The 23,876-nt window shown below is 70.9% G+C and carries 28 protein-coding genes and 3 tRNA genes; 14 read left to right on the top strand and 17 right to left on the bottom strand.

Going from position 1 to position 23,876, the window contains the following annotated elements; all coding sequences use genetic code 11:
* Window positions 1-84: 84 nt before the first annotated feature.
* On the bottom strand, window positions 85-501 hold the full coding sequence (locus ACIBG4_RS08560; RefSeq protein WP_397201287.1) for an NAD-binding protein: 417 nt from the start codon (window positions 499-501) through the stop codon (window positions 85-87).
* 245 nt (window positions 502-746) lie between these two features.
* Between ACIBG4_RS08560 and ACIBG4_RS08565 the strand changes: the two genes are divergently transcribed.
* On the top strand, window positions 747-1,502 hold the full coding sequence (locus ACIBG4_RS08565) for an SDR family NAD(P)-dependent oxidoreductase (RefSeq protein ID WP_397201288.1): 756 nt from the start codon (window positions 747-749) through the stop codon (window positions 1,500-1,502).
* 59 nt (window positions 1,503-1,561) lie between these two features.
* A complete protein-coding gene (locus ACIBG4_RS08570) occupies window positions 1,562-2,434 on the top strand; it encodes an ABC transporter substrate-binding protein (RefSeq protein WP_397201289.1) in 873 nt (290 codons plus the stop codon).
* 28 nt (window positions 2,435-2,462) lie between these two features.
* Here ACIBG4_RS08570 and sigJ read toward each other — a convergent pair whose 3' ends face one another.
* The gene (sigJ, locus tag ACIBG4_RS08575; RefSeq protein WP_397201290.1) at window positions 2,463-3,362 is read right to left on the bottom strand and encodes an RNA polymerase sigma factor SigJ; all 900 of its coding nucleotides are present in this window, start codon (window positions 3,360-3,362) and stop codon (window positions 2,463-2,465) included.
* Window positions 3,363-3,498: 136 nt separating this feature from the next.
* On the opposite strand from sigJ, the gene ACIBG4_RS08580 reads away from it, so the two are divergent.
* From ACIBG4_RS08580 to ACIBG4_RS08595, 4 genes are read left to right on the top strand one after another with little or no spacing between them, the layout of a single operon-like run.
* A complete protein-coding gene (locus ACIBG4_RS08580) occupies window positions 3,499-4,224 on the top strand; it encodes an ABC transporter ATP-binding protein (RefSeq protein WP_397201291.1) in 726 nt (241 codons plus the stop codon).
* Complete coding sequence (locus ACIBG4_RS08585) at window positions 4,221-4,946, top strand: ABC transporter permease (RefSeq protein WP_397201292.1); 726 nt, start codon at window positions 4,221-4,223, stop codon at window positions 4,944-4,946. Before ACIBG4_RS08580 ends, ACIBG4_RS08585 begins: the two co-directional genes overlap by 4 nt.
* Window positions 4,940-6,169, top strand: coding sequence for a sensor histidine kinase (locus ACIBG4_RS08590; protein WP_397201293.1), 1,230 nt, complete (start codon window positions 4,940-4,942; stop codon window positions 6,167-6,169). The genes ACIBG4_RS08585 and ACIBG4_RS08590 overlap by 7 nt, the downstream gene beginning before the upstream one ends.
* Window positions 6,170-6,172: 3 nt before the next feature.
* Window positions 6,173-6,811, top strand: a complete 639-nt coding sequence (locus tag ACIBG4_RS08595; RefSeq protein WP_397201294.1) for a response regulator — start codon at window positions 6,173-6,175, stop codon at window positions 6,809-6,811.
* 28 nt (window positions 6,812-6,839) lie between these two features.
* On the opposite strand, the gene ACIBG4_RS08600 is transcribed toward ACIBG4_RS08595, so the two are convergent.
* The 3 genes from ACIBG4_RS08600 to ACIBG4_RS08610 all read right to left on the bottom strand — a co-directional run bounded on the left by ACIBG4_RS08600 (window position 6,840) and on the right by ACIBG4_RS08610 (window position 10,398).
* Complete coding sequence (locus ACIBG4_RS08600) at window positions 6,840-7,601, bottom strand: sulfite exporter TauE/SafE family protein (protein WP_397201713.1); 762 nt, start codon at window positions 7,599-7,601, stop codon at window positions 6,840-6,842.
* Between the two features lie 142 nt (window positions 7,602-7,743).
* Window positions 7,744-10,011, bottom strand: a complete 2,268-nt coding sequence (gene secD, locus ACIBG4_RS08605; RefSeq protein ID WP_397201295.1) for a protein translocase subunit SecD — start codon at window positions 10,009-10,011, stop codon at window positions 7,744-7,746.
* 33 nt (window positions 10,012-10,044) lie between these two features.
* On the bottom strand, window positions 10,045-10,398 hold the full coding sequence (locus ACIBG4_RS08610; RefSeq protein WP_397201296.1) for a hypothetical protein: 354 nt from the start codon (window positions 10,396-10,398) through the stop codon (window positions 10,045-10,047).
* 161 nt (window positions 10,399-10,559) lie between these two features.
* Here ACIBG4_RS08610 and ACIBG4_RS08615 point away from each other — a divergent pair, with 161 nt between their 5' ends.
* From ACIBG4_RS08615 to ACIBG4_RS08640, 6 genes are all read left to right on the top strand, one after another.
* Window positions 10,560-10,934 (top strand): hypothetical protein, encoded by a 375-nt coding sequence (locus tag ACIBG4_RS08615; RefSeq protein WP_397201297.1) that lies wholly within the window; start codon window positions 10,560-10,562, stop codon window positions 10,932-10,934.
* Between the two features lie 186 nt (window positions 10,935-11,120).
* Complete coding sequence (locus tag ACIBG4_RS08620) at window positions 11,121-11,468, top strand: TraR/DksA C4-type zinc finger protein (protein ID WP_310716036.1); 348 nt, start codon at window positions 11,121-11,123, stop codon at window positions 11,466-11,468.
* Entirely contained in the window at window positions 11,465-12,265 is an 801-nt protein-coding gene (locus ACIBG4_RS08625; RefSeq protein WP_397201298.1) for a rod shape-determining protein, read from the top strand. Before ACIBG4_RS08620 ends, ACIBG4_RS08625 begins: the two co-directional genes overlap by 4 nt.
* 42 nt (window positions 12,266-12,307) lie before the next feature.
* Entirely contained in the window at window positions 12,308-12,709 is a 402-nt protein-coding gene (locus tag ACIBG4_RS08630) for a TraR/DksA family transcriptional regulator (RefSeq protein ID WP_397201299.1), read from the top strand.
* A 70-nt stretch (window positions 12,710-12,779) separates the two neighbouring features.
* The gene (locus ACIBG4_RS08635; RefSeq protein ID WP_397201300.1) at window positions 12,780-14,312 is read left to right on the top strand and encodes a PucR family transcriptional regulator; all 1,533 of its coding nucleotides are present in this window, start codon (window positions 12,780-12,782) and stop codon (window positions 14,310-14,312) included.
* 121 nt (window positions 14,313-14,433) lie between these two features.
* Window positions 14,434-15,693, top strand: a complete 1,260-nt coding sequence (locus tag ACIBG4_RS08640) for an NAD(P)/FAD-dependent oxidoreductase (RefSeq protein WP_397201301.1) — start codon at window positions 14,434-14,436, stop codon at window positions 15,691-15,693.
* 13 nt (window positions 15,694-15,706) lie between these two features.
* Here the strand turns inward: ACIBG4_RS08640 and ACIBG4_RS08645 are convergent, their stop codons facing one another.
* The 6 genes from ACIBG4_RS08645 to ACIBG4_RS08670 all read right to left on the bottom strand — a co-directional run bounded on the left by ACIBG4_RS08645 (window position 15,707) and on the right by ACIBG4_RS08670 (window position 18,573).
* Entirely contained in the window at window positions 15,707-16,309 is a 603-nt protein-coding gene (locus ACIBG4_RS08645) for a PepSY domain-containing protein (protein ID WP_397201302.1), read from the bottom strand.
* A gap of 97 nt (window positions 16,310-16,406) precedes the next feature.
* Window positions 16,407-16,883 (bottom strand): hypothetical protein, encoded by a 477-nt coding sequence (locus ACIBG4_RS08650; protein WP_397201303.1) that lies wholly within the window; start codon window positions 16,881-16,883, stop codon window positions 16,407-16,409.
* A gap of 223 nt (window positions 16,884-17,106) precedes the next feature.
* Window positions 17,107-17,400, bottom strand: a complete 294-nt coding sequence (locus ACIBG4_RS08655; protein WP_397201304.1) for a VapC toxin family PIN domain ribonuclease — start codon at window positions 17,398-17,400, stop codon at window positions 17,107-17,109.
* Between the two features lie 78 nt (window positions 17,401-17,478).
* Window positions 17,479-17,739, bottom strand: coding sequence for a type II toxin-antitoxin system Phd/YefM family antitoxin (locus ACIBG4_RS08660; protein ID WP_397201305.1), 261 nt, complete (start codon window positions 17,737-17,739; stop codon window positions 17,479-17,481).
* 283 nt (window positions 17,740-18,022) lie between these two features.
* Window positions 18,023-18,283, bottom strand: a complete 261-nt coding sequence (locus tag ACIBG4_RS08665) for a Txe/YoeB family addiction module toxin (protein ID WP_397201306.1) — start codon at window positions 18,281-18,283, stop codon at window positions 18,023-18,025.
* Window positions 18,280-18,573, bottom strand: coding sequence for a type II toxin-antitoxin system Phd/YefM family antitoxin (locus ACIBG4_RS08670; RefSeq protein WP_397201714.1), 294 nt, complete (start codon window positions 18,571-18,573; stop codon window positions 18,280-18,282). The genes ACIBG4_RS08665 and ACIBG4_RS08670 overlap by 4 nt, the downstream gene beginning before the upstream one ends.
* 292 nt (window positions 18,574-18,865) lie before the next feature.
* Between ACIBG4_RS08670 and ACIBG4_RS08675 the strand changes: the two genes are divergently transcribed.
* Together ACIBG4_RS08675 and ACIBG4_RS08680 are read left to right on the top strand one after the other, a co-directional pair.
* Window positions 18,866-19,918 (top strand): hypothetical protein, encoded by a 1,053-nt coding sequence (locus tag ACIBG4_RS08675; protein WP_397201307.1) that lies wholly within the window; start codon window positions 18,866-18,868, stop codon window positions 19,916-19,918.
* A gap of 2 nt (window positions 19,919-19,920) precedes the next feature.
* Window positions 19,921-20,100, top strand: a complete 180-nt coding sequence (locus tag ACIBG4_RS08680; RefSeq protein WP_397201308.1) for a tyrosine-type recombinase/integrase — start codon at window positions 19,921-19,923, stop codon at window positions 20,098-20,100.
* Between the two features lie 44 nt (window positions 20,101-20,144).
* Here the strand turns inward: ACIBG4_RS08680 and ACIBG4_RS08685 are convergent, their stop codons facing one another.
* From ACIBG4_RS08685 to ACIBG4_RS08710, 6 genes are all read right to left on the bottom strand, one after another.
* Window positions 20,145-20,939, bottom strand: a complete 795-nt coding sequence (locus ACIBG4_RS08685; RefSeq protein ID WP_397201309.1) for a hypothetical protein — start codon at window positions 20,937-20,939, stop codon at window positions 20,145-20,147.
* 147 nt (window positions 20,940-21,086) lie between these two features.
* Window positions 21,087-21,881 carry a barstar family protein gene (locus ACIBG4_RS08690; protein WP_397201310.1) on the bottom strand — a complete coding sequence of 265 codons (795 nt, stop codon included), beginning with the start codon at window positions 21,879-21,881 and terminating at the stop codon, window positions 21,087-21,089.
* 113 nt (window positions 21,882-21,994) lie between these two features.
* Window positions 21,995-22,068: transfer RNA gene (locus tag ACIBG4_RS08695), tRNA-Phe, on the bottom strand.
* A gap of 5 nt (window positions 22,069-22,073) precedes the next feature.
* A tRNA-Asp gene (locus tag ACIBG4_RS08700) sits at window positions 22,074-22,148 on the bottom strand.
* 108 nt (window positions 22,149-22,256) lie between these two features.
* Window positions 22,257-22,329 (bottom strand) — tRNA-Glu (locus ACIBG4_RS08705).
* The gene (locus ACIBG4_RS08710; RefSeq protein ID WP_397201311.1) at window positions 22,330-23,835 is read right to left on the bottom strand and encodes a metallophosphoesterase; all 1,506 of its coding nucleotides are present in this window, start codon (window positions 23,833-23,835) and stop codon (window positions 22,330-22,332) included.
* Between the last annotated feature and the right edge of the window lie 41 nt (window positions 23,836-23,876).

Below are 23,876 nucleotides of genomic sequence, written 5' to 3' on the forward strand. Positions count from 1 at the left end.
TCCCAGCCTCGTTCTCCCGCGGGACGGGCGGCCCGGAAAAGGACGGAGAAACGGACGCCGTTTCCGGCGATTTCGGCTGCGGGCTCAGCCGCCGAACATCGCGACGGCCTCGCGCCCGTGCTTCTGGTTCTCCTCGACGTACGGCCTGAGCTCGTCCTCGTACGCGCGGAAGGCGGCGGTGAGGCGGTGCAGGATGCGGGTCAGCTCCCGCTTCGGCACCTCCAGGTCACCGGCGAACGCCTCGACGGGCAACTCGCCCACCTTCCGCCCCTCCTCGTCCACCAGGTCCGTGCCGCGCATCCCCGTCTCGCAGCCGCGCACCTCGTCGAGGATGCCCATCCCCTCCAGCACGTCGAACGCGGCGCCGCGGAAGTCGACCGCGTACCCGCTGTCGCGCAGGACGGGCGCGCGCTCCACCACCGTCACCTCGTGACCATGACGGTTCAGCCAGTACGCCAGAGCGGGCCCGGCGACACTGGCGCCGGAGACGAGGACCTTCACGTTCATACTCCTTCGAAGACGCCGACAGGGCCCCCAGCATGAGATACCGTGCGCGCCCGGAACAATGACAAGCCTCGCAATGCAGCATCAACTCCGACTTAACGATCCAGCGCGATCACGTGGTGAACGCGTCCGGTCCTGTCAGCTCGTGCGCGCCGGACCGAGGCGGTAGGAACCCGTGTGGCCGGGTAGACCAGCCAGGCGGTCATGCCGACGGCCCGCGATGATGAGCAGGAGGTGGGCTCATGACCGGGGTACCCAGCAGGGTGGCATTGGTGACAGGGGCCAGCAGCGGAATCGGTGCGGCCACCGCCCGCCTTCTGGCCGCGCGGGGGATGCGCGTGGTGGTCAACTACCTCCGCAGCGGTACGGCGGCCGAGGAGGTCGTGGCCGGCATCGAGGCCGCCGGCGGCCAGGCCATGGCCGTGCAGGCCGACGTCCGCCAGGCAGCGGCGGTCGAGAGCATGATCGAGCGGGTCCGGGCGACGTGGGGCGGCGTCGACGTGCTCGTGCACAACGCGCTCACCCCGTACGCGATCAAGTCGTTCCAGGACATGACGTGGGAAGAGCTGGGCGGCAAGCTCGACGACGAGCTCCGTGCCGCGTTCGCGGTCACCAAAGCCGTCCTGCCCTCCATGACCGGACAGGGCTGGGGACGCATCGTCTATCTCGGCACCGGCCTCAGCCGCCGGCCCCGGGAAGGCATGATCGCGCTGGGCACGGCCAAGGCCGCACTGGCGCAGTTCGCCCGGTACCTCGCCCAGGAGCTGGGCCCTCAGGGCATCACGGTCAATGTCGTCGAGCCCGGCCCGGTGGCCGACACCAAGATCTCGCATGTGCTCGACGACGAGCAGAAGCAGCGGCAGGTGGCCGCCACCCCGCTGGGGCGCCTGGCACGCCCGGGAGACGTCGCCCAAGCGGTCGCCTTCTACGCCAGCGAGGACAACGCCTTCATGACCGGCACCACGGCGGCGGTCAACGGCGGGATGTCCATGTACTGACCCCGCCCCCTGCGGAACGCGCGGGCGCACGGCGGTGACATGATCAAGGAAACGGGTTCATGGACACGATCGATCTCACCTACGTCGGGCGGGGTCTGCACGAGGAGCTGGTCGCCTACATCGCCGACCAGCAGGGCTACTACGCCGACGAGAGCGTCCACGTCGCGCTGCGCGACGGCTGCTCCTGGGACGAGGAGCGGCTGCGCCACGGCGCCACCATCGGGCTCGGCCGGGCGCTGCTGTCCCGGCTGGCCGACGGCATCCCGTGGGTCACGCTCAGTGTCAACACCCACCGCCCGCTGTTCTGGTTCCTCGCCCGCCCCGGCCCGACCTCCCTGGCCGACCTGGCCGGCCGACGGCTGGCGGTACACGCCCCCCACACCGCGCCCGGGTGCTTCGCGCGGATCGTGCTGCGCCAGGCCGGCCTCGACCCGGACCGCGACATCCACACCGTCGTCCGCCCCCCGGGCGACTACGGCATGGACCTGCGCTGGTTGCACGACGGCAGGATCGACGCCGCCCTGGTCGGCAGCACCATGGCACCGGAGGCGACAGCCGCCGAGCACGGCTGGCAGGTGCTGGCCTGGGTGGGCGACCACTTGCGGATCCCCACCGTGGGCTTGGCGGTCGACCCCACCTGCATCCACCCGGACGACCCCGCGGTCCGGGCCGTCGTACGAGCCCACCGGCGCGCCCTGGAAGTGATCCACAACGAACCCGGCACCACGGTGCGGTACATGCGGACGTTCCTCGGCCGGCACACCGCGGACGAAGTCCGAGCCCACTACGAGACGTTCATCGCACCGTATTTCACCACCGACGGCCAAGCCGACCTCGCCGTCGGCGCCACAGCGATCACCGCGGTCGCCGCCGAACTCGGCGCCACCGCCGACGTCACCGCAGCCGAGTTCTACCGCACCGCGACCGGGTGATCTCCCCCATCGCCCGGGTCACGGCCGTTCATGAGCCGTCCAGCACCGTCAGGTCGAGGGCGTTCAGCCGGTCCGGGTCCGACAGCACGTCGACGGCGGCGATCTGCCCGCCCGCGACGGTGAAGGCCATGACCGAGATCGGCCGCTCCTGAGCGACGACGACGATCCCGGCGGCGCCGTTGATCAGCGCCGGCCGCGCGAACGACGAGAGCCGGCCGAACGTGACCGCCTGCGCGGCCACCGCCCGCGCACCGGAGATCAGGACCGTCTGGCGGGCCCGCGCCGTGCCGCCGTCGGAGCGCAGCACGACGTCCGGGTGCAGCACCGAGACGAGCGCGTCGAAGTCGCCGTCACGGGCGGCGGCCAGGAAGGCGTTCACGACGTCCCGCTGGCGGCCGAGGTCGGGGTCCGGAGCGGGCGCCTGCCCTTGCACCCGGCGGCGGGCCCTGCTGGCGAGCTGCCGCGCCGCGGCCGGCGACCGCTCGATCATCGGGGCGATCTCCTCGAACGGCACGGCGAACATGTCGTGCAGCACGAACGCCAGCCGCTCCGCGGGCGTCAGCGTCTCCAGCACCACCAGCATCGCCAGCCCGACCGAGTCGGCCAGCACCGCCTGGCGCTCCGGGTCCGCACCGTCCTCGGAGCTGATGATCGGATCGGGGACGCGCACCTCAAGGGGGTCCTCGCGCCGATGCTCGCGCGAGCGCAGCGCGTTCAGGCACACCCGGGCCACCACCGTGGTCAACCACGCCCCGAGGTTCTCCACCTCGCTGGTGTCGGCCCGGTTGAGCCGTAGCCAGGCGTCCTGCACGGCGTCCTCCGCCTCGCTCACCGAGCCGAGCATCCGGTAGGCGACCGCTCGCAGCTGAGGCCGGTGCTCCTCGAAACGATCCGTCAGCCAGTCCTGGCCATCGGCCCTGGTGTCCACCGTGTCACGTTCCTTCCTCGCAGGGTTCGTAACGTAGACCCGCGAGAACCGGCCGATGTGACGGACCCTTTCCCGCCGCCTCCCATCCACCGATCGGTGGATGTCCACGGCGTCGTACGTCGGCGACTCTTCTGCCATGGCAGTCATCGAGATCAACGACCTGCGCAAGACGTTCAGGACCGGCACGGCGGTGGACGGCGTCTCCCTGACCGTGGAGCGAGGCGAGATCTTCGCGATCGCCGGCCCCAACGGGGCGGGGAAGACCACGATCGTGGAGTGCGCGTCCGGGCTGCGGCGGCCGGACGGCGGCACCCTCCGCGTCCTGGGCCTGGACCCGCACCGCGACCGGCGCGAGTTGCTCCAGCGCATCGGCGCCCAGTTGCAGGAGGCCGCCCTGCCCGACGCGATCAAGGTCGGCGAGGCCCTGCGGATGTACGCCTCCCTCTACCGCAAGCCGGCCGACTGGGCGGCCCTCATGGACGAGTGGGGCCTGGCGGACAGGAGGAACGCCCGCTTCGCCGACCTGTCCGGCGGCTGGAAGCAGCGGCTGTTCATCGCCCTGGCCCTGGTCGGCGCCCCGGACGTCGTCTTCCTCGACGAGCTCACGACCGGCCTGGACCCCGACAGCCGCCGCACCACTTGGGGCCTGATCCGGGACATGCGCGAGCGCGGGGTCACCGTCGTGCTCGTCACCCACTTCATGGACGAGGCCGAGGCGCTCTGCGACCGCATGGCGATCGTCGGCCGGGGCCGCGTCATCGCCGAGGGGACCCCGCGCGAGCTGATCGCCGAAGCGGGGGCCGACTCTCTGGAGAACGCCTACTTCGCACTGACGGGAAGGGCCGGAGGAGAAAGCGCATGAGAGGTTTCACGCACGTCATCGCGGTCGAGCTCAAGCTGATCATGCGTGATCCGATGTCGGGGTTCTTCGCCCTGGCCTTCCCGGTGATCATGCTGTGGGTCAAGCTCCGCGGCGGGAACAAGCCCCTGCCCGGCGGGGTGCCGGTCGTGGACGCCACGGTGCCGATGCTCATCGTCTTCGTCATCGGCCTGGCCGCCCTGGTCGTCCTTCCCGCCACGCTGGCCCAGTACCGGGAGCGGCGCGTGCTGAAACGGCTCCGCGTCACGCCGGCCTCGCCCACGATGCTGTTCGGCGCCCAGTGGGCCGCCCACATGCTGCTGGCGGTGCTCGGCACGGCCCTGCTGACGCTCATCGGGCTGACCGCCTACGGGCTGGCCGCGCCCGCGGACCCCGGGAGCGTGCTGCTGGCATGGCTGCTGGGCGCGCTGAGCCTCGGCGCCATCGGTCTCCTCGTCGGCTCGCTCGTCCCGAGCGGCCGCACCGCGACCGTGATCGGGCTGAGCGTGTTCTTCCCGATGGTCTTCCTGTCCGGCGCCGTCATCCCGCGCGAGACCATGTCCGGCCCGATGCGCGCCATCGGCGACCTGACCCCCATGGCGCCCGCCGTCCAGGCGATCCGCGACGGATGGGCGGGCGCCCCGGCGTCCCCGGCTACCCTGGGCGTCATGGTCGCGGTATTCGCCGTCTTCGGCGGCGTCGCCCTCAGGACCTTCCGATGGTGATCGCCGGCGACGCGGTCGTCTCCCGCTGGGACCGCGTCCAGGCCGCCCTGCCGTACCTGCTCGTCCTGATACCGGCGGTTTTCGCCCTGCTGCGGGAGTGGCGGCCGGAGGTGCTGGCGCTGGCGCTGTTCGCCGCGGCCTGGCACTGGCTGATGGTGACCTCGCACCCCGCCCGGACCTCACGGCCGGCGCTCGTGACGGTCTACTTCGTCGTACTGCTCGCCACCGTCGGGACGCTGGTCCGGCTCGACACCGTGTTCACGGTGACCGGCATAGGAGTCTTCGTCCAGTGCTTCGCCCTGCTGCCCGGCTGGTGGGCGTACGGAGGGGTGGCCGTGACGGTCGGGGTGCTGATCGCCTCCCGCCCGCAGACCGGGCGGACGCCGAGCGAGCTGTTCCTCTCCTTCGTCGTCGGGGTCGTGGTCGCCTCCACCGTCGGCCTGATCATCCACACCATCGCCGACCAGAGCGAGAAGCGCCGGGCGATGATCGCGCAGTTGAGGGAGACGGGCGCCAAGCTGGCCGCGCTCGCCGAGGAGAACGCGAGCCTGCAGGCCCAGCTCCTGATCCGGGCCCGTGAGGCCGGCGTGCTCGGGGAGCGGCAGCGGATGGCCAGGGAGATCCACGACACCCTCGCGCAGGGCCTGACCGGGATCCTCACCCAGTTGGAGGCCGCCGACGAGGCGCTCGGCGACGTGCCGGCCACCCGCTCGCGCCTGGACACGGTACGCGCCCTGGCCAGGGAGAGCCTGACCGAGGCCCGGCGGTCGGTCCAGGCGCTGCGCCCGGCGCCGCTGGACGAGGCCCAGCTCCCGGCCGCCCTGCACGACGTCGCCGCGCGATGGTCGCGGAGCAGCGGCGTGCCCGCCTCGGTGACCGTCACCGGCGAGGCCCGGCCGCTGCACACGGAGGTGGAGACCACCCTGCTCCGGTTGGCCCAGGAAGCGCTGGCCAACGCCGCGAAGCACGCCTCGGCGGGCCGGGTCGGGCTCACCCTGTCGTACATGGAGGATGTCGTGGCCCTGGACGTGCGCGACGACGGGTCCGGCTTCGTCCCCGAGGAGACGAACCCCCTCAACGGGGGCGGCTTCGGCCTCGTCGCGATGCAGCAGCGCGTCACCCGCCTCGCCGGGACCTTCGCGATCGAGACGGCCCCCGGCCAGGGAACCGGCGTCTCCGCCACCGTTCCCGCCATCCCCGCCGGCTCCGGCCCGGGCTGGTGAGCCGTGCCGGTCCGTATCGTCGTCGTGGACGACCATCCCGTCGTACGCGACGGGTTGCGGGAGATCTTCGCCGCCTCCGACGACTTCGAGGTCGTCGGCGAGGCCGCCGACGGGGCCGAGGCGCTCGTGGTGGCCCTGCGGACCAGGCCCGACGTCGTGCTGCTGGACCTGCGCATGCCGAAGATGGGCGGGGCGGAGGTCATCCGCCGTCTGCGCGAGCAGGCGCCCGGCATCCGGGTGCTGGTCCTGACCACCTTCGACGACGACGCCGACGTCCTGCCGGCGATCGAGGGGGGCGCCACCGGGTACCTGCTCAAGGACACCCCGCGGGCCGACCTGCGCCGCGCCGTGCTGGCGGCGTCCCGTGGGGAGACGGTGCTGTCCCCGGTCGTGGCCGGAGCGCTGACGCGGAGGGCCCGCGCGCCGGAGCCGCGGACGCTGAGCCGCCGGGAGCTGGAGGTGCTCGCGCTCATCGCCCGCGGCGCGACCAACCGTGAGGTGGCCGGGCACCTGTTCATCACGGAGGCGACGGTCAAGACGCACCTGCTGCACGTCTTCGCCAAGCTGGAGGTCAGCGACCGGGCGGCGGCGGTCGCGGCCGCCTACGAGACGGGCCTGCTCAGGCCGTCCCCCGGCGGCTGACGGAAGCCCGCGGGTAGCGAGCCCTCGATCACGCCAGGCGCGGGAGCAGCAGCTGCCCGATGGACACGACGCCGACTCCGAGGACGAGGACGCGCAGCACCGGCGGCTTCAGACGGCGGCCCGCCGTGGCCCCGATCTGGCCGCCCAAGGCGGAGCCGCCGGCGAGGAGCGCGGCGGCCGTCCAGTTGAAGTCCGCGACGACGAGGAAGAGGAGGGCGGCGACGGTGTTCACGACGGCGACCAGGACGTTCTTGACGGCGTTGAGGCGCTGCGCGCTGTCGTCGAGGAGCATGCCCATGAGTGCCATGTAGATGATGCCCTGGGCGGCGGCGAAGTAGCCGCCGTAGACGCTCGCCAGCGTCAGCCCCGACGACAGCAGCAGGCCACCGCCGCGGTGGCCGGGCTCGCCCGTCACCTCGCGGCGACGCCGCACGTGCCTGCTGATGCGGGGCTGGAGGACGACCAGGATGAGCGCGAGAGCCACCAGGGCGGGCACGACGCTCTCGAACGCCGTGCTGGGCAGGGTCAGCAGGAGGATGGCACCCGCGAGCCCGCCGATCCCGGCGCCGACGCCGAGCCGCGCGACCCGCCGCCCCTGCCCGGCCAGCTCCCGCCGGTAGCCGATGGCCCCGCTGACCGAGCCGGGGATCAGTCCGAGCGCGTTCGAGACGGTGGCGGTCACGGGCGGCAGGCCGACGGCGAGGAGAACGGGAAAGGTCACCAGCGTGCCCGAGCCGACGACGGTGTTGACGGCCCCGGCGATGACGCCGGCTCCCAGGACGGCGAGCATCTCCGGCGGCGTCACGCCGCACACCCGTTGACGACTCCGTCGGCGGGGAGCGGACCGTCAGCACGAGGACTCATGCCCTGGAGCGTAGGAACAGGACGCTTCGGCCCGCGCCGAAGCGTTCCTGCCCCCTCCAGTCGCGCTTTTACACCACCGCCCCCGGTCCCTCGCGGGTCCGGCGCACCCGCGGCTTCGGCGGTTCGGGTGGCGGCTGCTTGCTGCGCCGTTCCAGCTCGATCGCCAGCGGCCCGGCCACGAACGAGGAGGACGCCGTTCCGGCCACGATCCCGATGAGCAGCGCGATGGCGAAGTCGCGCAGCGAATCGCCGCCGAAGACCGCCAGCGCGGCGAGGATGAACAGCGCGCCGAGTCCCGTGTTGAGCGTGCGGGGCACGGTCTGCAGGATCGCGTCGTTGACGACGTCGGCGAACGGCGCCCGCCGCCGCGCGCTCCACAGCTCGCGCACCCGGTCGAAGACCACCACCTTGTCGTTGATCGAGTACCCGATGACGGTGAGCATGGCGGCCAGGAAGACGCCGTCGATGGGCTTGCCCAGCCAGGCGAAGACGCCCACGACGGCGGCCGTGTCGACCACCAGGGCGAGCACCGCCGCCGTGCCGAACGTCCACCTGAACCTGACCGCCAGGTAGACCATCTGGGCCGCGAGCGCCACGCCGAGCGCGATGACCGCGTTGCGGCGCAGCTCCTCGCCCAGGCTGGGGCCGATCAGCTCGTCGCGCTGCTTGGTCACCTCGCCGAGCTCGCCGTCGAGCGCCCGCTCGATGCCGGCCACGTCGTCGGCGCTGATCTGACCGGCGCGCACGGTGACGAGATCGCCGGCGGACTGCCCGGCATTCTGCCCGGTGATCTGCACGGTCGCCGTCGGGTGCCCGGCCTCGGCCACCGCCCGGCGGGCCGTCTCGGCGGTCACCGGCTCGGTGGCGGCGAACTCGACGATCCGGCCGCCGGTGAACTCCACACCGAAGTTCAGGCCGTGCACGGCCGGACCGGCGGCGGCGATGGCCACCAGCGCGGCGGCGACGGCCAGCCAGAGCCTGCCGCGGGCCATGAGCCGCACGTCACGCCGGTTCACCCAGGCCCGTACCCGGCCCTCGCTGCCCAGCCCCGACGCCCGGGCGCCCATCCTGCCGATCAGGAAGTGGGTGAGGACGCGGGTGATGAGCATCGCCGAGATCAGCGAGGCCAGCACGCCGATGGCCAGGGTCACGCCGAATCCGCGCACCGGCCCGGAGGCGAGCCAGAACAGCAGTCCGGCGGCCAGCAGCGTGGTGATGTTGGAGTCGGCGATGGCGCTCCAGGCGTTCCTGAAGCCCCGGTCGAGTGCGGCGCCCAGGCCGCGGCGGGGCGAGCGGCCGTACTCCTCCCTGGCCCGCTCGAACACCAGCACGTTGGCGTCCACCGCCATGCCGATGGCCAGCACGAACCCGGCCAGTCCGGGCAGGGTGAGCGTCGCGCCGAGCGCGAGCAGGGCCGCGTACGAGATGAGTCCGTAGACGGCGAGCGCGACGGCGGCGAGCAGCCCCACCAGCCGGTAGACGGCGACGATGAACGCCGCCGTGAGGAGCACGCCCGCGACGCCCGCCTTGGCGCTGGCCTCGATGGCCTGCGCGCCGAGCGTGGGGCCGACGGTCCGCTGCTCGATCAACTCCATGGGGACGGGCAGCGACCCGCCCTTGATGAGCACGGCGAGGTTCTGCGCCTCCTCGGGCGTGAACGAGCCGGTGATCTGCGTGGATCCGCCCTGCATGCCTGCCTGGCAGGGTACGGACGCGTCCACCTGGGGCGAGGAGATGATCTCCTTGTCGAGGACGATGGCCAGCCGGCGCTTGGGATCGCCGACCTGCTCGCAGGCGAGGGCGCCGGTGAGCCGCTGCCAGGCGGCGGGGTCGCGGAAGTCGACCGTGACGAACCAGCCGGGGCCCTGCTGCGGATCAGTGCGGGCGACGGCGTCCGTCACGCCGTCACCGGTGATCGCGGCTGCGCCGAGCGAGAGCCGCTGGCCCGACTCGTCGGCCACGGCTTGGGCGTCGCCCGCGTCGGCCTGGCCGGTGACCGGGTGGAAGGCGAGCTGCGCGGTCTTGCCGATGACCTCGGCCGCCTGGCGCGGGTCGAGCACGCCGGGCAGCTCGACGATGATCCGCCGCTCGCCCGACCTGACCAGGGTGGGATCGACGACGCCGAGCGCGTCGGCGCGGCGCCGGAGCACGTCCAGGGCCCGGTCGGTGGCGTCGGAGTCGGCCTTGGCGGTGGGCGAGTCGCGGGTCTCGAAGACGAGCTGGGTGCCGCCGCGCAGGTCGAGCCCGAGGCGCGGCGACATGGTGAAAGCGAGGATGAAAGCGGTGATCACGAGGGCACACGCGATCACCGCGCGCCACACGGGCGCACGGGACATGGAAGCCTCCACAGGCTGTCGGGAAGAAGGACGTCAGCGCGTCGTGGAGGGTGGCGCGCGAGCGCCGGCCACGCGGTGGCCCGGCCGCGGTGGAGCGGGGGGCCGGGTGGCGGTGAAGGAGGCGCGGCGCGTGGCCTGGCCCGGTTGCCAGAGGGGCGGCGCGACGGCGAGCCACACCGGCAGGACCGGCGTGGCTCGTGCCGGGTGGAGGTCGGGCGGGGCAGGGTCACCCAGCCCCGCGTGGCCGGCGATGCCCGGAGCGCTCCACCAGGCGGACTGGAGTACGTTCTGGTGGGCGTTCCGATCGGCGTCGCCGTGAGCTCCGGGACCGGCGAACACGAACACCGACATCAGCAGGAGCAGGACGGCGGGCAGTCTTCCGCGCACGTCTCCTCCTCACCGGACGGGGTGGTGCCGGATGCGGCTCCGGGCGTCTGGCGGCCACCGTACCCCGCCCGGGACAGCAACGGGGACAACCCGGCGATCAGCGAAAAAGCGGTCGTCTAACTCTTTTCGTCTTTCGGGTCCTCTCGGCTATGGTCGGCCGTATGACGGGACCGTGGGCGACACCACGCGGGCCCATCGCGCGTGGCAGCGTGATGGCCCTGGTCCTGCTGTCCCTGCTGCTGTCGGTGTGCAGTTACGCCCGCTACGGCGGCGACACGGGCCACGGGGCGCCGCCCGTTCCCGGTCAGGCGTGGAGCCTGGGCGCATGGGACGCCCAGCTGACGAGCCTGCCGCCGCAGAACGCCAACGCCCGCGAGCACCATGTGCTGTCGCTGTGGCCGCCGCGCCGTGAGCGGCACGACGCGGCCGCCCATCTCGCGCTGCTGCTCCCGCCGCGCCCGGACATGCACCAGATCCGCGATCCCCAGCAGCTGGCGCACCGCGCCGCGGGGTCGCGCAGCCCTCCGCTGATCTAGCCGACCCCTCCTTCGCCTGCTGTCTTACGGCTGCTCGCGCGCCGTGGGGCCGGCCATGCGTGCCCGGACTCCCGCCGTCGCGCCGGCTCGGCCACCGGCACCCCCACGTGGGGCGTGCCGTCCTCTCTTCGTGTGAGCACCTTCTTTCGTGTGAGCGCCTGCCTCCGTGTGAGCGCTTTCTTCCGTGTGAGCAAGGAGCCGATCATCGTCATGGCCGACGTCAGATCAGTCCACACCCATCTGCAGCACTACGAGCAGCACATGGCGCGGCTGGAGGAGCTGCGCGGGCTGCTGTACGACCAGCTCGCCCACGCCGTCGCGCAGCCCTGCCCGTCAGCCGGCCGCGTACGCCGGCGCACGGCCCGGCGCAGGGTCGCCGCCATCGAGGCCGCGCTGGAGCGCATGGACCGGGGCCTCTACGGCACCTGCCAGTGCTGCGGGGCGTTCATCGCGTTCGAGCAGCTGCGGCGGCGCCCCCACCGGCGCACGTGCGAGGGATGCGCCCTCGCGCGCCGCCACGAGGTGACGGCATGAACGCCGCCGCCCCCGCTTCCACCCGCCCGGGCTATGTGGCGCTCGACCTGGGCACCTCGCGTACCCGGTGGCTGTCGGCGAGCGCATGCGTCGTCGCCGACCGCCCGTCGGCCGTCCCGTCCGGGGTCGGTGCTCCCGGATGGGGTTCGGCCGGTCCGGTGCGGCCGATCCGGCACGGCATGGTCGCGGACCCCGGTGCCTGCCTGCGGCTGGTCGACCTGGTGCTCCGGGACGCCCGCCCGCCGGACGGCCGGCCGCTGGAGCGGGCGATGGTGGGTGTGCCCGTGGCCGCGACGCCGAGTGACCGCCGGGCGGTGCGCGCCGCGGTCGCCGAGGCGGCCGCGTGCGAGGTGACGCTGGTGGAGGAGCCGCTGGCCGCGGCCGTCGGCGCCGGTCTGGACGTCACCGATCCCCGGCCGTGCCTGCTGCTGGACGTGGGGGCGGGCATCGTCGAGATCGTCGCCATCCGCGACGGCGCCATCACCGACGCCGCCGCCCTCCAGCTCAGTGCCACGACCGGCGCCGGCCTGCTCCCGTACGCGCTGGAGGGCGTCGTCGAGATGACGGCCGGCCTGCTGCGCCGCCTGCCCGCCTGCCTCCGGGCGACCGCGCGCGGCAACGGTCTGCTCGTCACCGGCGGCGGCGCCCAGCAGGGGCAGTTGCTGCACCGTCTGCACACCGCGCTGCGCATGCCGGTCACCGCGGCGCCGCACCCCGCGCACGCCACCATCCGCGGCCTGACCCGCCTGTGCCTGCAACCGGCTCTCGCGGCCGGCATCGCCGCACGCGGCCGCTGAGCCGCCCCGAACTCGCCCGTCTTCCTCACCAGGAGTCTCCACATGACCGACTTCCACGAAACACCCATCCGCGAAACGCCCATGCGCGAAACCCCCATCCGTGAAACCCCCATCGGTGAGACGCCGCATCTCAGCACCGTGCAGCTGCAGACGCTCCGTCAGGACCTGCAGGAGCAGCTCGACCGGCGTACCCGCCAGCTCCTCGGCCTGCAGGCCCAGGCGGAGGACAGCAACGGCGCCGACGACACCTACCAGGAGCTGCTGGTCTCCCTGACCACCGCCGACCGTGCCATCGCCGAGCTCGGCAAGGCCCTCAGCCGGATGGAGGCCGGCAGCTACGGCCGCTGCGCCCACTGCGAGGCGGGCATCCCGTTCGAACGGCTCAAGATCCGGCCGTTGGCCCGCTACTGCATCAAGTGCCAGCGCCGCTACGAGGCCGCCTAGCATCCACGCGCCCGGGTGCCCTCCTGCGAGGGGGGCACCCGGAGGGCGACGATCCGACAGGGAACAGTTCATGATCAGACTGGACCGCTTGGTCAACGTGCTGGGCGGATACGGGGTGCGGCTGTGCGGCCGGCCCGACTCGCGCTCGGCGCCGTTGCGCAGCGTGGCGATGCCCGACGCCACCGACAGCCGGGTGTCGGGCGATGTGCTGCTGGCCGTGGGCGCCGCGTCGGTCACGGAGGCGGTGCGGTGGGCGGTGGCGGCCCAGGCCGCGGTGGTGCTGGTGCGCGCCGGGGCCGACGCCGAGCGGGAGGCGTCCCTGGCCGGCGCGAGCGAGGGCGTGGCGGTGATGCTGGTCGACCCGGCCGTCTCGTGGAGCCAGCTGGCCGGCGTGGTCTACGGACTGGTGCTGGAGGGGCGGGAGACCGAGTCGGGGCGCGGCCCCACGGACCTGTTCGCCCTGGCCGACAGCCTGGCCGACGCGGTCGGCGGCGCGGTGACCATCGAGGACCGGCTCTCGCGGGTGCTGGCCTACTCACGTTCGCAGCAGGCGGGCGATCCCGCCCGGGTGGAGACCATCCTGGCCCGGCAGGTTCCGGACCGGCTGCGCAACCTGCTCCACGCCCGGGGGGTGTCGGCCCACCTGGCGGCCGTGGACGAGCCGGTGTTCGTCGAGCCGGACCCGGAGCACGGCCTGGCCGGGCGGATGGTGGTGGCGGTCCGAGCGGGACGCGAGCTGCTGGGCTCGGTGTGGGTGATGTGCGCGACTCCCCTGGCCGGGGCCCGGCGCGCCGCCCTGGCGGACGGCGCCCGCACGGTGGCGCTGCACCTCCTGCGCTCCCGGGCGAGCGCCGACCTGGAGCGGCAGGTGGAGTCGGACCTGGTCATCCGCCTGCTGGAGGGCAGCGCCGACGCCGCGACGGTGGTGAGCCAGCTCGGCCTGCCGCACGGAGTCATGCGCGTCATCGCGGTCCGCGCGTACATCGCCACCGAGCGGCACGCCGCGCTGCTGCTCGCCTTCGAGCGGGCCACCACCGGCTTCGGCTGGTCCCGGCCGGGACGCAGCACCCTGCTGGGCAACACGATCTACACGATCCTGCCCGGCGAGCAACCGGACGCGGCGCGGGAGTGGGTGTCCGCGCTCCAGGCGGCGCTGCCGGCCCGGGTACGCGTCGCCGCCGGGATCGGCGCGGCGGCCGAGGCGGCGGAGCTGCCGGCCGGCAGGCAGGAGGCCGACGAGTGCCTGGCCCTGCACGAGACGCGCGATCCCCGCACCCCACCGCCGGCCTACGACGAGTCCTGGGACGACATCCTGCTCCAGCGCCTGCGCGTCGCGGCACGTACCGGACGGACCCCCGCGCGCGGGCCGGTCAGCGCCCTGCGCCGGCACGACACCCTGCACGCGACCCAGTACGTCGCGACGCTGCGGGCGTGGCTGGAGGCGCAGGGCGATCCCGCCGTCGCCGCCGAGCGCCTCGGCGTCCACCGCAACACCGTCCGCAACCGGCTGCGCAAGATGAGCGAGGTCACCCCGCTGGACCTCGGCGACGCCCGCCAGCGCCTGGCCATGATCATCGGTCTGGCCGCCGCCGAGGAGTCCTGAGCGTTGTCCCCGTCGCACAACGCCGCCGCTCCGATTGTCCGCCACGCACAACGTCAGACCGCGGCCTCCGGGCCATGCTGACGTCGAGAGCAGCATTCGTTCCGGGGTACGGAGGTAGGGCATGGTCGGCACCGAGCGCATCGGCGACTGGCCGCGATCGGTGATCGTGGTGGGCGCGGGCATCGTGGGCCTGTCGACCGCGTGGTTCCTGCAGGAACGCGGCGTCGAGGTCCACGTGGTGGACCGCGGCGGGGTGGCGGCCGGCGCGTCCTGGGGCAACGCCGGATGGATCGCCCCCGGCCTGGCCATCCCGCTGAACGAGCCTTCCGTCCTGCGTTACGGCCTGCGCTCGCTGCTGAACCCCGCCGCCCCGCTGCACATCCCCGCGACCCTCGACCCGGGACTGTGGGCGTTCCTGGCCCGCTTCGCCGCCAACTGCCGCTGGTCGTCGTGGAGCCGGGCGGTGCGCGCCAACCTGCCGCTCAACCAGGAGTCCATCGAGGCGTACGAGATCCTCGGCGCCGACGGGCCGGCCGTCTCGACCGTGGCGGCACCGATCACCGCGGCCTTCCGCACCCCGCGCCAGGCCCAGGGCCTGCTGCGCGAGCTGCGCAGGCTGGCGGACGCCGGGCAGCAGGTGGACCACACCGTCCTGGACGCCGGCCAGGTGGCCGAGCACGTCCCGCTCGCCTCGGACGCCCTGCGGGCCGGGGTACGGATCGACGGTCAGCGGTACGTCGACCCGGGCCGCTTCGTCCACGCCCTCGGCAGGGCCGTCATGGCCCGCGGCGCGACCGTGTACGCCTTCGAGGTCGCCGACGTGCGCAGCGACGACAGGAAGGCCATCGTGGTCTCCCGCCACGGCACGATGCTGTCCGCCGACGCGGTGGTGCTGGCCACCGGCGCCTGGCTGCCGCGCCTGGCCTCCCGCTGGGGAGTGCGCTCCCCGGTGCGCGCCGGGCGCGGCTACTCCTTCACCGTGCCCGTGGACCGCCCCGTCCCGGGACCGGTCTACCTGCCGGACGTACGGGTGGCATGCACGCCGTACCAGGGAGGGCTGCGTGTGGCGGGCACCATGGAGTTCCGCGACCCCGACGCCCCGGCCGTCCCGGCCCGGCTGGAGGCGATCATCGCCTCCGCCCGCCCCCTGCTGGACGGGGTGCGCTGGGACGAACGCACCGACGTCTGGGTCGGCCCGCGACCGGTCACTCCCGACGGCCGTCCGCTGATCGGCGCCACCCGGACCCCGTGCGTGTACGTGGCCGGCGGGCACGGCATGTGGGGCCTGGCCCACGGCCCCGCCACGGGACGCCTCCTGGCGGAGCAGATCACCACCGGCAAGCAGCCCGCCGCCCTGCGCGAGTTCGACCCGCTCCGCTGACGACCGGACCTCGCTAGCCGGTCTTGTCGACGGTGCCGGTCCTGGCGTCGATCTTGAGGCCGCGCCAGGCACCGTCCGGGGTGAGGACATCGACATCCCAGACGAGAACCTTGTCGGTGTACCTGTCCAGGCTGATGTGGGTGATCTTGCCGTGCGGCACCGCGGAGGACACCTTCTTCACCACGTCGTCGAAGGAGAGCTCGGCGTCCTTGATGATGCCCATGACCCGGGCCTTCTCGCCTTTGCCGGTGTCCTTGGTCCGGGGCTTCGAGACGACGTCCCCTGACGCGTCCACCTCCATCAACTGCTCGGCGCCGTCGGGGCGGGCCAGCTGGACCTCCCAGATCTGGCCGCCGTTCTCCGACTGGACCGAGAGGACATGGGTGCCCTCGACGGCGTTCGTGGCCGCGGCGGCCGCCTTTTCGAGGCTTCCGATGCCGCCGGACTCCTGGGCGGGATCATCGCTGGGGTCCCCGGGTGACCTGAGAGCGGCTGCGGCTCCTCCCGCGGGCGCGGTCTCGACGGCACTGATCTGGATGGGGGCGTTCCCGCAGGATCCGGCCGCGAACAGAAAGAGGAGGCCGATGATGGGCTTGAACCGTTTTCCACCATTCATACTGACGACGCTGCCCGGAACTCCATAAAGGCACGCCCAGAGCCCGGACAATACGGTCCAGACCCGTTCGTACCGGGCAGTCAGTGCGCCAGTTCGGTCAGTCCGGGAGGTCCGCAGGGACGGGCAGGTCCAGGGCCTCAAGGAACCGGGCGGTCTTGACCTCGACGAAGACCTCCCCGTCGTCGAGTACGTCGACGTCCTCCTCCTCGTCGTCCAGGTCGAGCTCCCAGGGATCACGGTCTTCGGCGAGGTAGCCGAGCAACTCGCTCGCCTTCACCGCATGCTCCACCTCGCCACCCCCCTGGCTTCGCAGCATCCACCAGTCGGCGAGGCCCGTGGCCTCCCGGACGACGTCGGTCGGCGACGAGGCGTCCTCGTCCTCGAAGTACGTGCGAGGAGTGAACCCCAGGTAGGCGACGCCGCTCCCACGCCCCGCCGGCCGGTAGACCACGGTCGCGATGTCACTGTCATGGATGTCGACCCGCAGCCACGGCTCGACCTCGGGCGGCACCGGCTCCTCCTGGTGCTCCGTCCACTGTCGCCCGTCGAACAGGTAGATGGCGGAGAATCCCATCAGGCGCTCATGGCTGGTCGGGACGGGCGACGACGGAGCCCTTGAAGACGGAGCCCGCCAAGACGGAGCCCTCGAAGACGAGCGCGGGGGGCGGGCAGGCCCCGTCCGCGCTGCGACCGGCTACGGCGTTCGCCATCTGTTCCCACTTGTAGAACCTTCGACTCCAGGGATCACGCTACGTCCGAGCATAGGACTTTCGCCGGCGGCTCGGCGCCGTCGACATTCAGCGAGGAACTACCTGAGCGCGCACGCCAGGGAGATCGTCGAATGCGGCAGACGCATCCATCGTCAGCACCGTTCTCACGGCGGCCGCGGCCGTAACCGCGATCAGCAGATCGTAGGCGCCTCTCGACTTGCCCTCTCGTCGGACATGCGCCATAAGACGGGCATGGACTCTGGCGACGTCCGTCGTGTACTCCTCGACAGGGATCAACGCGAGAACTTGATCCACGAAGGCCTGCCGATCGGGCTGTCGTGCCGCATCGGCCAGTTCTACGCCGACGAGCAACTCGGCCACAGTGATCGGCGTCTCCTATCACCGCGTCCACGGATGCCTTGCCTCGCTCGGCCGCGATGAGCACACCGGTCTCAAGGATCAGGCGTCGGGCCACGTGGCCCTCATCTCGTTGTCGATCGCCTCGCGGGCCGCTGCTACGTCGCCTTCGAAATCGGCGTCCAACGTCCCCGCTCTGCCGGCCAGAAACGCCTTGACCATACGTCCCGGCGCTGTCGGCGCGGGGCCGATCACAGCGATCTGCTTCCCGCCGCGAGTTACCACGATCGTTTCTCCATGCTCGGCCGCATCGTGAACCGCCGCAAAGCTTCGAGACGCTTCAGTGGCAGTCATCACCTTCATAAGATCAGATTGTCTGATCCACGAGGATCGGTCCTGCGGAACCGACGACCCATGTCAGGTGCATCGTGGGCCTGATGCTTCCTGGTTCATGCCTGTCGCCTCCCTGCAGGCGACCATCCGTCTGGCGTTCTGCTGTCACCTCCGCCAACGTCACCGGGTGCGGGGCCCTAGCCGATGAGCTGGCAGGCATCTCTCGCAGGAAGGGCGCTCCGCAGGAAGCGCAAAGCCTCCACTCCGCTCTCTGGAACGAGGCCAAGTGCTGGGGTTGCCGACCGGACGGACGCTACTTCTCATAGTGATAGCGACAGGCAGCGATCATGATGGTGTCGTCATTGACGCGGTAGACGAGCCGGTGTTCTGAGGTAATGCGCCGGGACCAGTAGCCGGACCATTCGTACTTCAGCGGCTCCGGTTTGCCGATGCCTTCGTTCTCGTTGCGCGCTATGTCGGCGATCAGCTGATTAATCCTTTTGAGAATGCGTCGATCTTCTCGCTGCCAGTAGCAGTAGTCCGCCCAGGCGAGTTCGTCGACAAGGATCTTCACGAAGTGGTGTCCCCATCGGCCAGTTCGCGGACGGCGCCGCCTCCGGCCTCCAGACGGGCGACCGCCTCTGACAACCGTCTGCGGTTGACGGGAGAGGCCATCAGGTAGAGCGTCTCGCGCATCGATTCGTATTCGCGCTGCGACACCATGACGACCCCTTCTCCGCCGGGGCGGGTGATGAGGACCTCTTCCTGGTCGTCGATGACGGCGTCGAGGGTGGCGGCGTAGTTGGCCCGCGATTCGGACATGGTCATCACCTTCATGTCATCACTGTACATGATGATGTACATCAAGGTGCGACGATGTCTCCGCACACGGGCACGCGCAGAGATCAAGCTGTTGGCACAAGGTGGGAATGGCATCCGCCTGCCATGAAGGGACCCAGTGGGAAGGGGCAGGGTCGAACTGCGATGTTGCCGTCAGCGTTGCCGTCACGGAACCCGCCGTGCCGTGCCGCAGGCCCCGACCACAGAGAGCCACGGCAAGTCCGGCCTGTTGAAGGCCAAGGGGGATGGCAGTACTGCCTACATCAGGTAACCAAGATCCCGCCACGCCCCTTCGTGCGAGATAGCGTGATCGTTCGTGAAATTCGCGAGTGTCCTCGTCCTCCTGCTCGCGGTCTGCGGCGCGGACGTACAGGCGACGTGGGCGGCCACGTGGCGGCTCACGTACGCGGTGCGGGGATGGACCGGCACGATAGGCGCCACAGAACAGGGACAGGCCTGGGCCCTCCTCCAGCACGACCGGCAGCAGCTCAGCTCGACGATGCTCCGCTGGGACGGCGCCTCCTGGCGGACCACCGTGCTGCCGAAGGGCGTCAGCGCCTACAACGCGCGGTTCGCCGCCTCCCCCTCAGGGGACGACCTGTGGATGTTCTCCGGGGACCGCCCGTTCCAGCTGACCGGCGGCCAGTGGGTGTCCCGCCCGTGGACCAGCGAGTACGAGCGTGGATCCGTCGCCGTCGGAGCCAAGGACGACGTCTGGATCTCCGAACACGGCGGCCCGGACGACTACTCCGGATCCGGACTCAGCCATTGGGACGGCCACTCGTGGAAACCGGTCCCCAAGCCGAGCCCGTACGGCGACCTTGACCAGATCTCGCTCGTCGCCGCCCCCAACGGGGGCGAGGCATGGGCACTGATCCATCCCCCGGGAGGGACAACGGTGATACGGCGGAACGGCTCCGGATGGGTCACCGCTCCCCTGCCTCCCGCGCCTGGCTGCCCCCCTTCCCCCGCCGGCCTCTTCTACGGCATGGCGGCCCGCGCCCACGACGACGTGTGGCTGGTGACACAGGGCGCCTTCGAGCGGTCCGGGTCCTGCGAGGTGCCCGACCGCGGCATGATCGTGCGCTGGGACGGCACCGCGTGGAGGTGGCTGAACCTGCCGTTGGCCAAGACCTGGCTGCCTGCCATCCGCGCGGACCGGGTCGGCGGCGTGTGGGTCGCCGCCAACCCCGCCCACACGCAGTCGTACGTGCTCAACTTCCGCGGCGGCCGCATGACCAGATCGACACTGCCCGCGGAAGGGGGGTGGGCGGGAATCGTGGACATCGTCCCGGTCCCGGGCACCACCCGGCTATGGGCTCTAGCCCGGCGCGTGGACGGCACCCTCCTGATCTACGAGCTGACCTGACCGTGCGCTTCCAGGACCTCCGCCGCACCTGCGTCACGCTCCTGCTCAACCTCGGCGTCCCACCCCAGGTCGTCCGCGACATCGTGGGCCACAGCGACATCGAGGTGACCATGACGGTCTACGCTCACGCCTCCCTCGACGACAAGCGCACTGCCCTGCGCAAGCTGGGAGATGCCCTCTGATAGCCAAACGCTTTCACGGCTGGTCAGCACGCTCGGTGACGCCGTTACCGGGCGTGCTTCCATCTGGTCCGATCTCGGAGGACCCGAACATAGTCGAATCCCTGACTCTCCAGCTGCCCCACGACCCACTGAGCAGCACGATCGTCGGGATCAAGCTCCCGCAGCTGGAATCGGAGGCTCTCGATGGCGTGCCGCTCACGAGCCTTGCGCCTCTTGGGGAAGAAATCCTTCGGAAGGTTGTGGCACACGTCCGCGATCATGCGCATGTGCTCCAGATGCGTCAGTGCCGCGTCCGTTTCCCCCGCAGCCAACGCGCGCTTCACGAGGTGGCTGCCGGCTCGCAGCTCAATGAACCCCATGGCCATCAATACCCTGATGGCCTCCTGCGCCGACCCGTGTTCCAGCCCGGCCGGCCGGTCACGAGCTGTCCGCAGGTCTTCCGAGAACGTGTAGCAGGCGCAGTGACCTTCACGTTCTTCGACACAGCGCGGGTGCTTGCAGCTGTGGTCGTGCCGGTGATCGCGGGACCACACATGGAAGTCCCTCCTCAGGCCCCTCGCGCGCCACGCTGTCCGATACTCCTCCCACCGTGACAGCGTCTTGGGAAGCTGCTGGAAACGCAGCATCGGTAGAGGCCTGTGAAGTCCGCTCATGATGAGCGCGCCGTCGTTCATTCTGAGCACCATGGCCGCGGAGACACAGCCTTCGACAGGTACATCCCACGACTTACGTGGCTGAGGAATCACATAGTGGGTTCCTCCCGGAGCGAGGTGAGCAGCCGTGAGCTCGGTGGACTGTGGCTTGGCGGAACCTGAGGTCTCCCGCAACAACTCGATCATCGTGGCGGTGTCGACGGCGCGTACGGTCCGAAGCGCCCTGGGCAAAACCGTGCCGTGACCCGGATCTTTCGCCACGGGCCATGGAAGTAACCACACGAGTATCAGCCTGCCATGGACGGCCGAGCAGCGGAGGCGGCGCCGTTGCTGTCACCTCAACACGACCTCCACCCCGCGCTCCGCAAAGATCGTCTGGATGATCTCGAAAAGAGTCGGAGCGTCGTCCATCTCCTCCAAGATCACTGTCAGGGACTGTCGCGCAGCTTGGGAGTCGCTCCAGATCAAGGTGAACGGTGTCGTTGCTCCGAACCCACCGCACAGACAGTCATTCAGCGCATCGAGATTCCACCCGAAATAACCCCCTGGCCCGTTGATGGCTTCCCCGGCGGCGAGGTAGAAGGAGGTCTCATCGGTGACGTGAGCTCCATCGAGGTGGTAGGTACGCCCTGCCGGACGATCAGCCGGCCCCGTCTGCCGGAAGCTGCTGCGGCCGACAACGGTCAGCCATTCCCGTCTGCCCTCCGAGCCGTACACCGCCCACTGGTTGATCTGGTCAGGCCGGGCCGTACGCCAGCGCTCCCAGATATGCCGCGCACCGGACCGCGGGCTGTCGTATCCCCACTCAGCGATGATGTCCACTCGTTCGGGATCGAGTTGTGAGGGGCGCCACTCGATGATTTCGCCCACCCAGAAGTCCGCGAGCGGCTCTCCTGCCGCGTCGAGCATCCGGAGCCCTTCCAACCAGAGAGGGTTCCTCAGGCGGTATCGCTTGGACCCCTCAAGGTAGTCACGTAATCGCTGAACAGGAAGGCATCCCAGGATCTCGACTGTCGCGGACTCGGCGCTTTTCGTCGGCTCAACGAAGACGCCCTCGGCATCGAGGCACGCCCCCAGCACCTGCCCATCCCCGTCGATCAAGAGGAACTTCGGCTGACTGGAATCCACGGACTCCGCCCTCACCCCGTGCATCTATGACGTTGCTGTCACTGTTGGTGTCAGCGAACATCAAAAAGCCCCGAACGGCGATCCGTTCGGGGCGTTCTTGCTGTTCAAAAAGGTGGTCAGGGGCAGGGTCGAACTGCCGACCTTCCGCTTTTCAGGCGGACGCTCGTACCAACTGAGCTACCTGACCCAGAGCGGTCCTGACGGGACTTGAACCCGCGACCTCCACCTTGACAGGGTGGCGAGCACTCCAAACTGCTCTACAGGACCTTGCTTGTCTTGCGTATCTTGCTGTTCTTGCCTTGCGACTCGCTTAGCTTACCAGTTCTTCGGTGGCCTTCGACCATCCGTTTCCCGGTAGCGCCAGGCGCTTCGCGGTGCCCCCAACGGGATTCGAACCCGTGCCGCCGCCTTGAAAGGGCGGTGTCCTAGGCCGCTAGACGATGGGGGCTCAGGATTCCCTGTCGCCTTCCGTCGGAGACCTCTGAAGCATAGGGGACGATTGCCCCTGATGCCAAAGTGGCGGGCCGGCGGCCGGCGACTGCGTGCCCGTCACGGTCCCCGATGGCGTCGGGGTGTTCGTTGGCGCTGGAGAAATCATACGTCCAGGGTTCTCCTCCACGTGACGCTGGATGTAGACCGACTGCTCCCCCAGTCCGCCGAGCGTGATGTCGTCCCACGCCTGCAGACGCTTGGTCTCGCGGTCGAAGTACAGGACCGACGCCTGTACGGGGGTGGGCTCGGCGTGTTCGAGGGCGCGCAGGCCGGCGCCGCCGGTGGAGCCCTGGACGAGGACGCGCGTGCCGGTGGGCAGCATGGTGGTGGAGCGGGCGTGGGCGTGGCCGGCCAGGACCATGGGGGTGGCGCCGGAGAAGCCGCGGCCGATGATGCCGTCGTGGACCGCCACGAGGTCCGGCTTGCCGACCTCGGGGAGGTGGTCACGTCCCCATTGCTCCAGCTTCGCCGGGTCAGAGTCGATGGCCACCGACTTGTCCGGGGTGAAGCGGGGGTCGCCGAGCCCGAAGATGGTCAGGCCCCCGACCTGCTGCGACCTGTCGTCCAGGACGACGGCGTTCTTCTGCTTGGCGACGGCCTTCTGGGTGGTCATGGAGTCGTGGTTGCCGCGGACGAAGACGTAGGGGACGCCGAGGCGGCCGATCTCCTCCACGAACTTGTTCTCGGGCTTGGTGCCGTGGTCCGAGATGTCGCCCGTGTCGATGATCATGTCCACGGCGAACTGGTCCTTCAGGGACCGGATGACGTTCCAGGCGATCGGATTGAGATGAATGTCCGAGATGTGAAGGACACGGATGGAACGCGGGTCCCCGTCGTACACCGGCAGGGTCGAGACCGTGTTGTACAGCTTGGAGACGTTCGTAACCAGCTTGGTGAGCTGCGACCGGTACGACTCGAACTTCGTCACGATCGACTCCGCGCTGCCGACCAGCGACGGCGCGGCGGCGATCAGGCCCGAGTACCGCGGCTCGACCAGCGAGTCCGGCCGGAACGTGTACGCGGCGAGCGCGCCCGTCCCCGCGAGCCCCACGGCGGCGGCGAGCAGGCTGAGCAGCGCGACCTTGGGCCGTCTGAACACCAGCAGCACCGCCACCAGCGCCCCCGCCCCCGCGCACAGGAGCGACCGGATGACCAGCGCGCGCACGCCGTCGAGCAGGTCCCGCTCGATGATGCCGGGCAGCCGGTCGGTCAGTCGCGGGTCCTCGATGAGGGCCTTGGCGCGCTCCTGGTCGATGTTGTCCAACGTGATGCGCAGCCGTAGCGGGGCGTCGTGGGTGTGGAACGTGAGCGTGCCCAGCGGGCTCGCGTCCACGACCGTCTCACCGCCCCACGCGGGGCGCAGCGACATGCCCGTCTCCACGGGCCCGATCTGGGCCCGTACGGTGCCGCTGAGGAAGATGCCGAGCCAGGCGCCGACGGCCGCGACCATGAGGGCGGCCACGACCCTCGACGCCTTCGACGCGATGACTGTCCGAAGGATGC

Source organism: Nonomuraea sp. NPDC050383 (assembly GCF_044459125.1).
Lineage (GTDB): Bacteria > Actinomycetota > Actinomycetes > Streptosporangiales > Streptosporangiaceae > Nonomuraea.

Excerpts from the sequence above, each read along its gene's own strand:
- ACIBG4_RS08625 (WP_397201298.1), top strand. The coding sequence starts at position 11,465 with ATGAACGCCGCCGCCCCCGCTTCCACCCGCCCGGGCTATGTGGCGCTC.
- ACIBG4_RS08635 (WP_397201300.1), top strand. The coding sequence starts at position 12,780 with ATGATCAGACTGGACCGCTTGGTCAACGTGCTGGGCGGATACGGGGTG.
- ACIBG4_RS08600 (WP_397201713.1), bottom strand. The coding sequence starts at position 7,601 with ATGCTCGCCGTCCTGGGAGCCGGCGTCATCGCCGGGGCCGTCAACACC.
- ACIBG4_RS08590 (WP_397201293.1), top strand. The coding sequence starts at position 4,940 with ATGGTGATCGCCGGCGACGCGGTCGTCTCCCGCTGGGACCGCGTCCAG.
- ACIBG4_RS08630 (WP_397201299.1), top strand. The coding sequence starts at position 12,308 with ATGACCGACTTCCACGAAACACCCATCCGCGAAACGCCCATGCGCGAA.
- secD (WP_397201295.1), bottom strand. The coding sequence starts at position 10,011 with ATGTCCCGTGCGCCCGTGTGGCGCGCGGTGATCGCGTGTGCCCTCGTG.
- ACIBG4_RS08660 (WP_397201305.1), bottom strand. The coding sequence starts at position 17,739 with ATGAAGGTGATGACTGCCACTGAAGCGTCTCGAAGCTTTGCGGCGGTT.
- ACIBG4_RS08685 (WP_397201309.1), bottom strand. The coding sequence starts at position 20,939 with ATGATCGAGTTGTTGCGGGAGACCTCAGGTTCCGCCAAGCCACAGTCC.
- ACIBG4_RS08650 (WP_397201303.1), bottom strand. The coding sequence starts at position 16,883 with ATGGGATTCTCCGCCATCTACCTGTTCGACGGGCGACAGTGGACGGAG.
- ACIBG4_RS08585 (WP_397201292.1), top strand. The coding sequence starts at position 4,221 with ATGAGAGGTTTCACGCACGTCATCGCGGTCGAGCTCAAGCTGATCATG.
- ACIBG4_RS08580 (WP_397201291.1), top strand. The coding sequence starts at position 3,499 with ATGGCAGTCATCGAGATCAACGACCTGCGCAAGACGTTCAGGACCGGC.
- ACIBG4_RS08670 (WP_397201714.1), bottom strand. The coding sequence starts at position 18,573 with ATGTACATCATCATGTACAGTGATGACATGAAGGTGATGACCATGTCC.
- ACIBG4_RS08565 (WP_397201288.1), top strand. The coding sequence starts at position 747 with ATGACCGGGGTACCCAGCAGGGTGGCATTGGTGACAGGGGCCAGCAGC.
- ACIBG4_RS08615 (WP_397201297.1), top strand. The coding sequence starts at position 10,560 with ATGACGGGACCGTGGGCGACACCACGCGGGCCCATCGCGCGTGGCAGC.
- ACIBG4_RS08570 (WP_397201289.1), top strand. The coding sequence starts at position 1,562 with ATGGACACGATCGATCTCACCTACGTCGGGCGGGGTCTGCACGAGGAG.
- ACIBG4_RS08645 (WP_397201302.1), bottom strand. The coding sequence starts at position 16,309 with ATGAATGGTGGAAAACGGTTCAAGCCCATCATCGGCCTCCTCTTTCTG.
- ACIBG4_RS08640 (WP_397201301.1), top strand. The coding sequence starts at position 14,434 with ATGGTCGGCACCGAGCGCATCGGCGACTGGCCGCGATCGGTGATCGTG.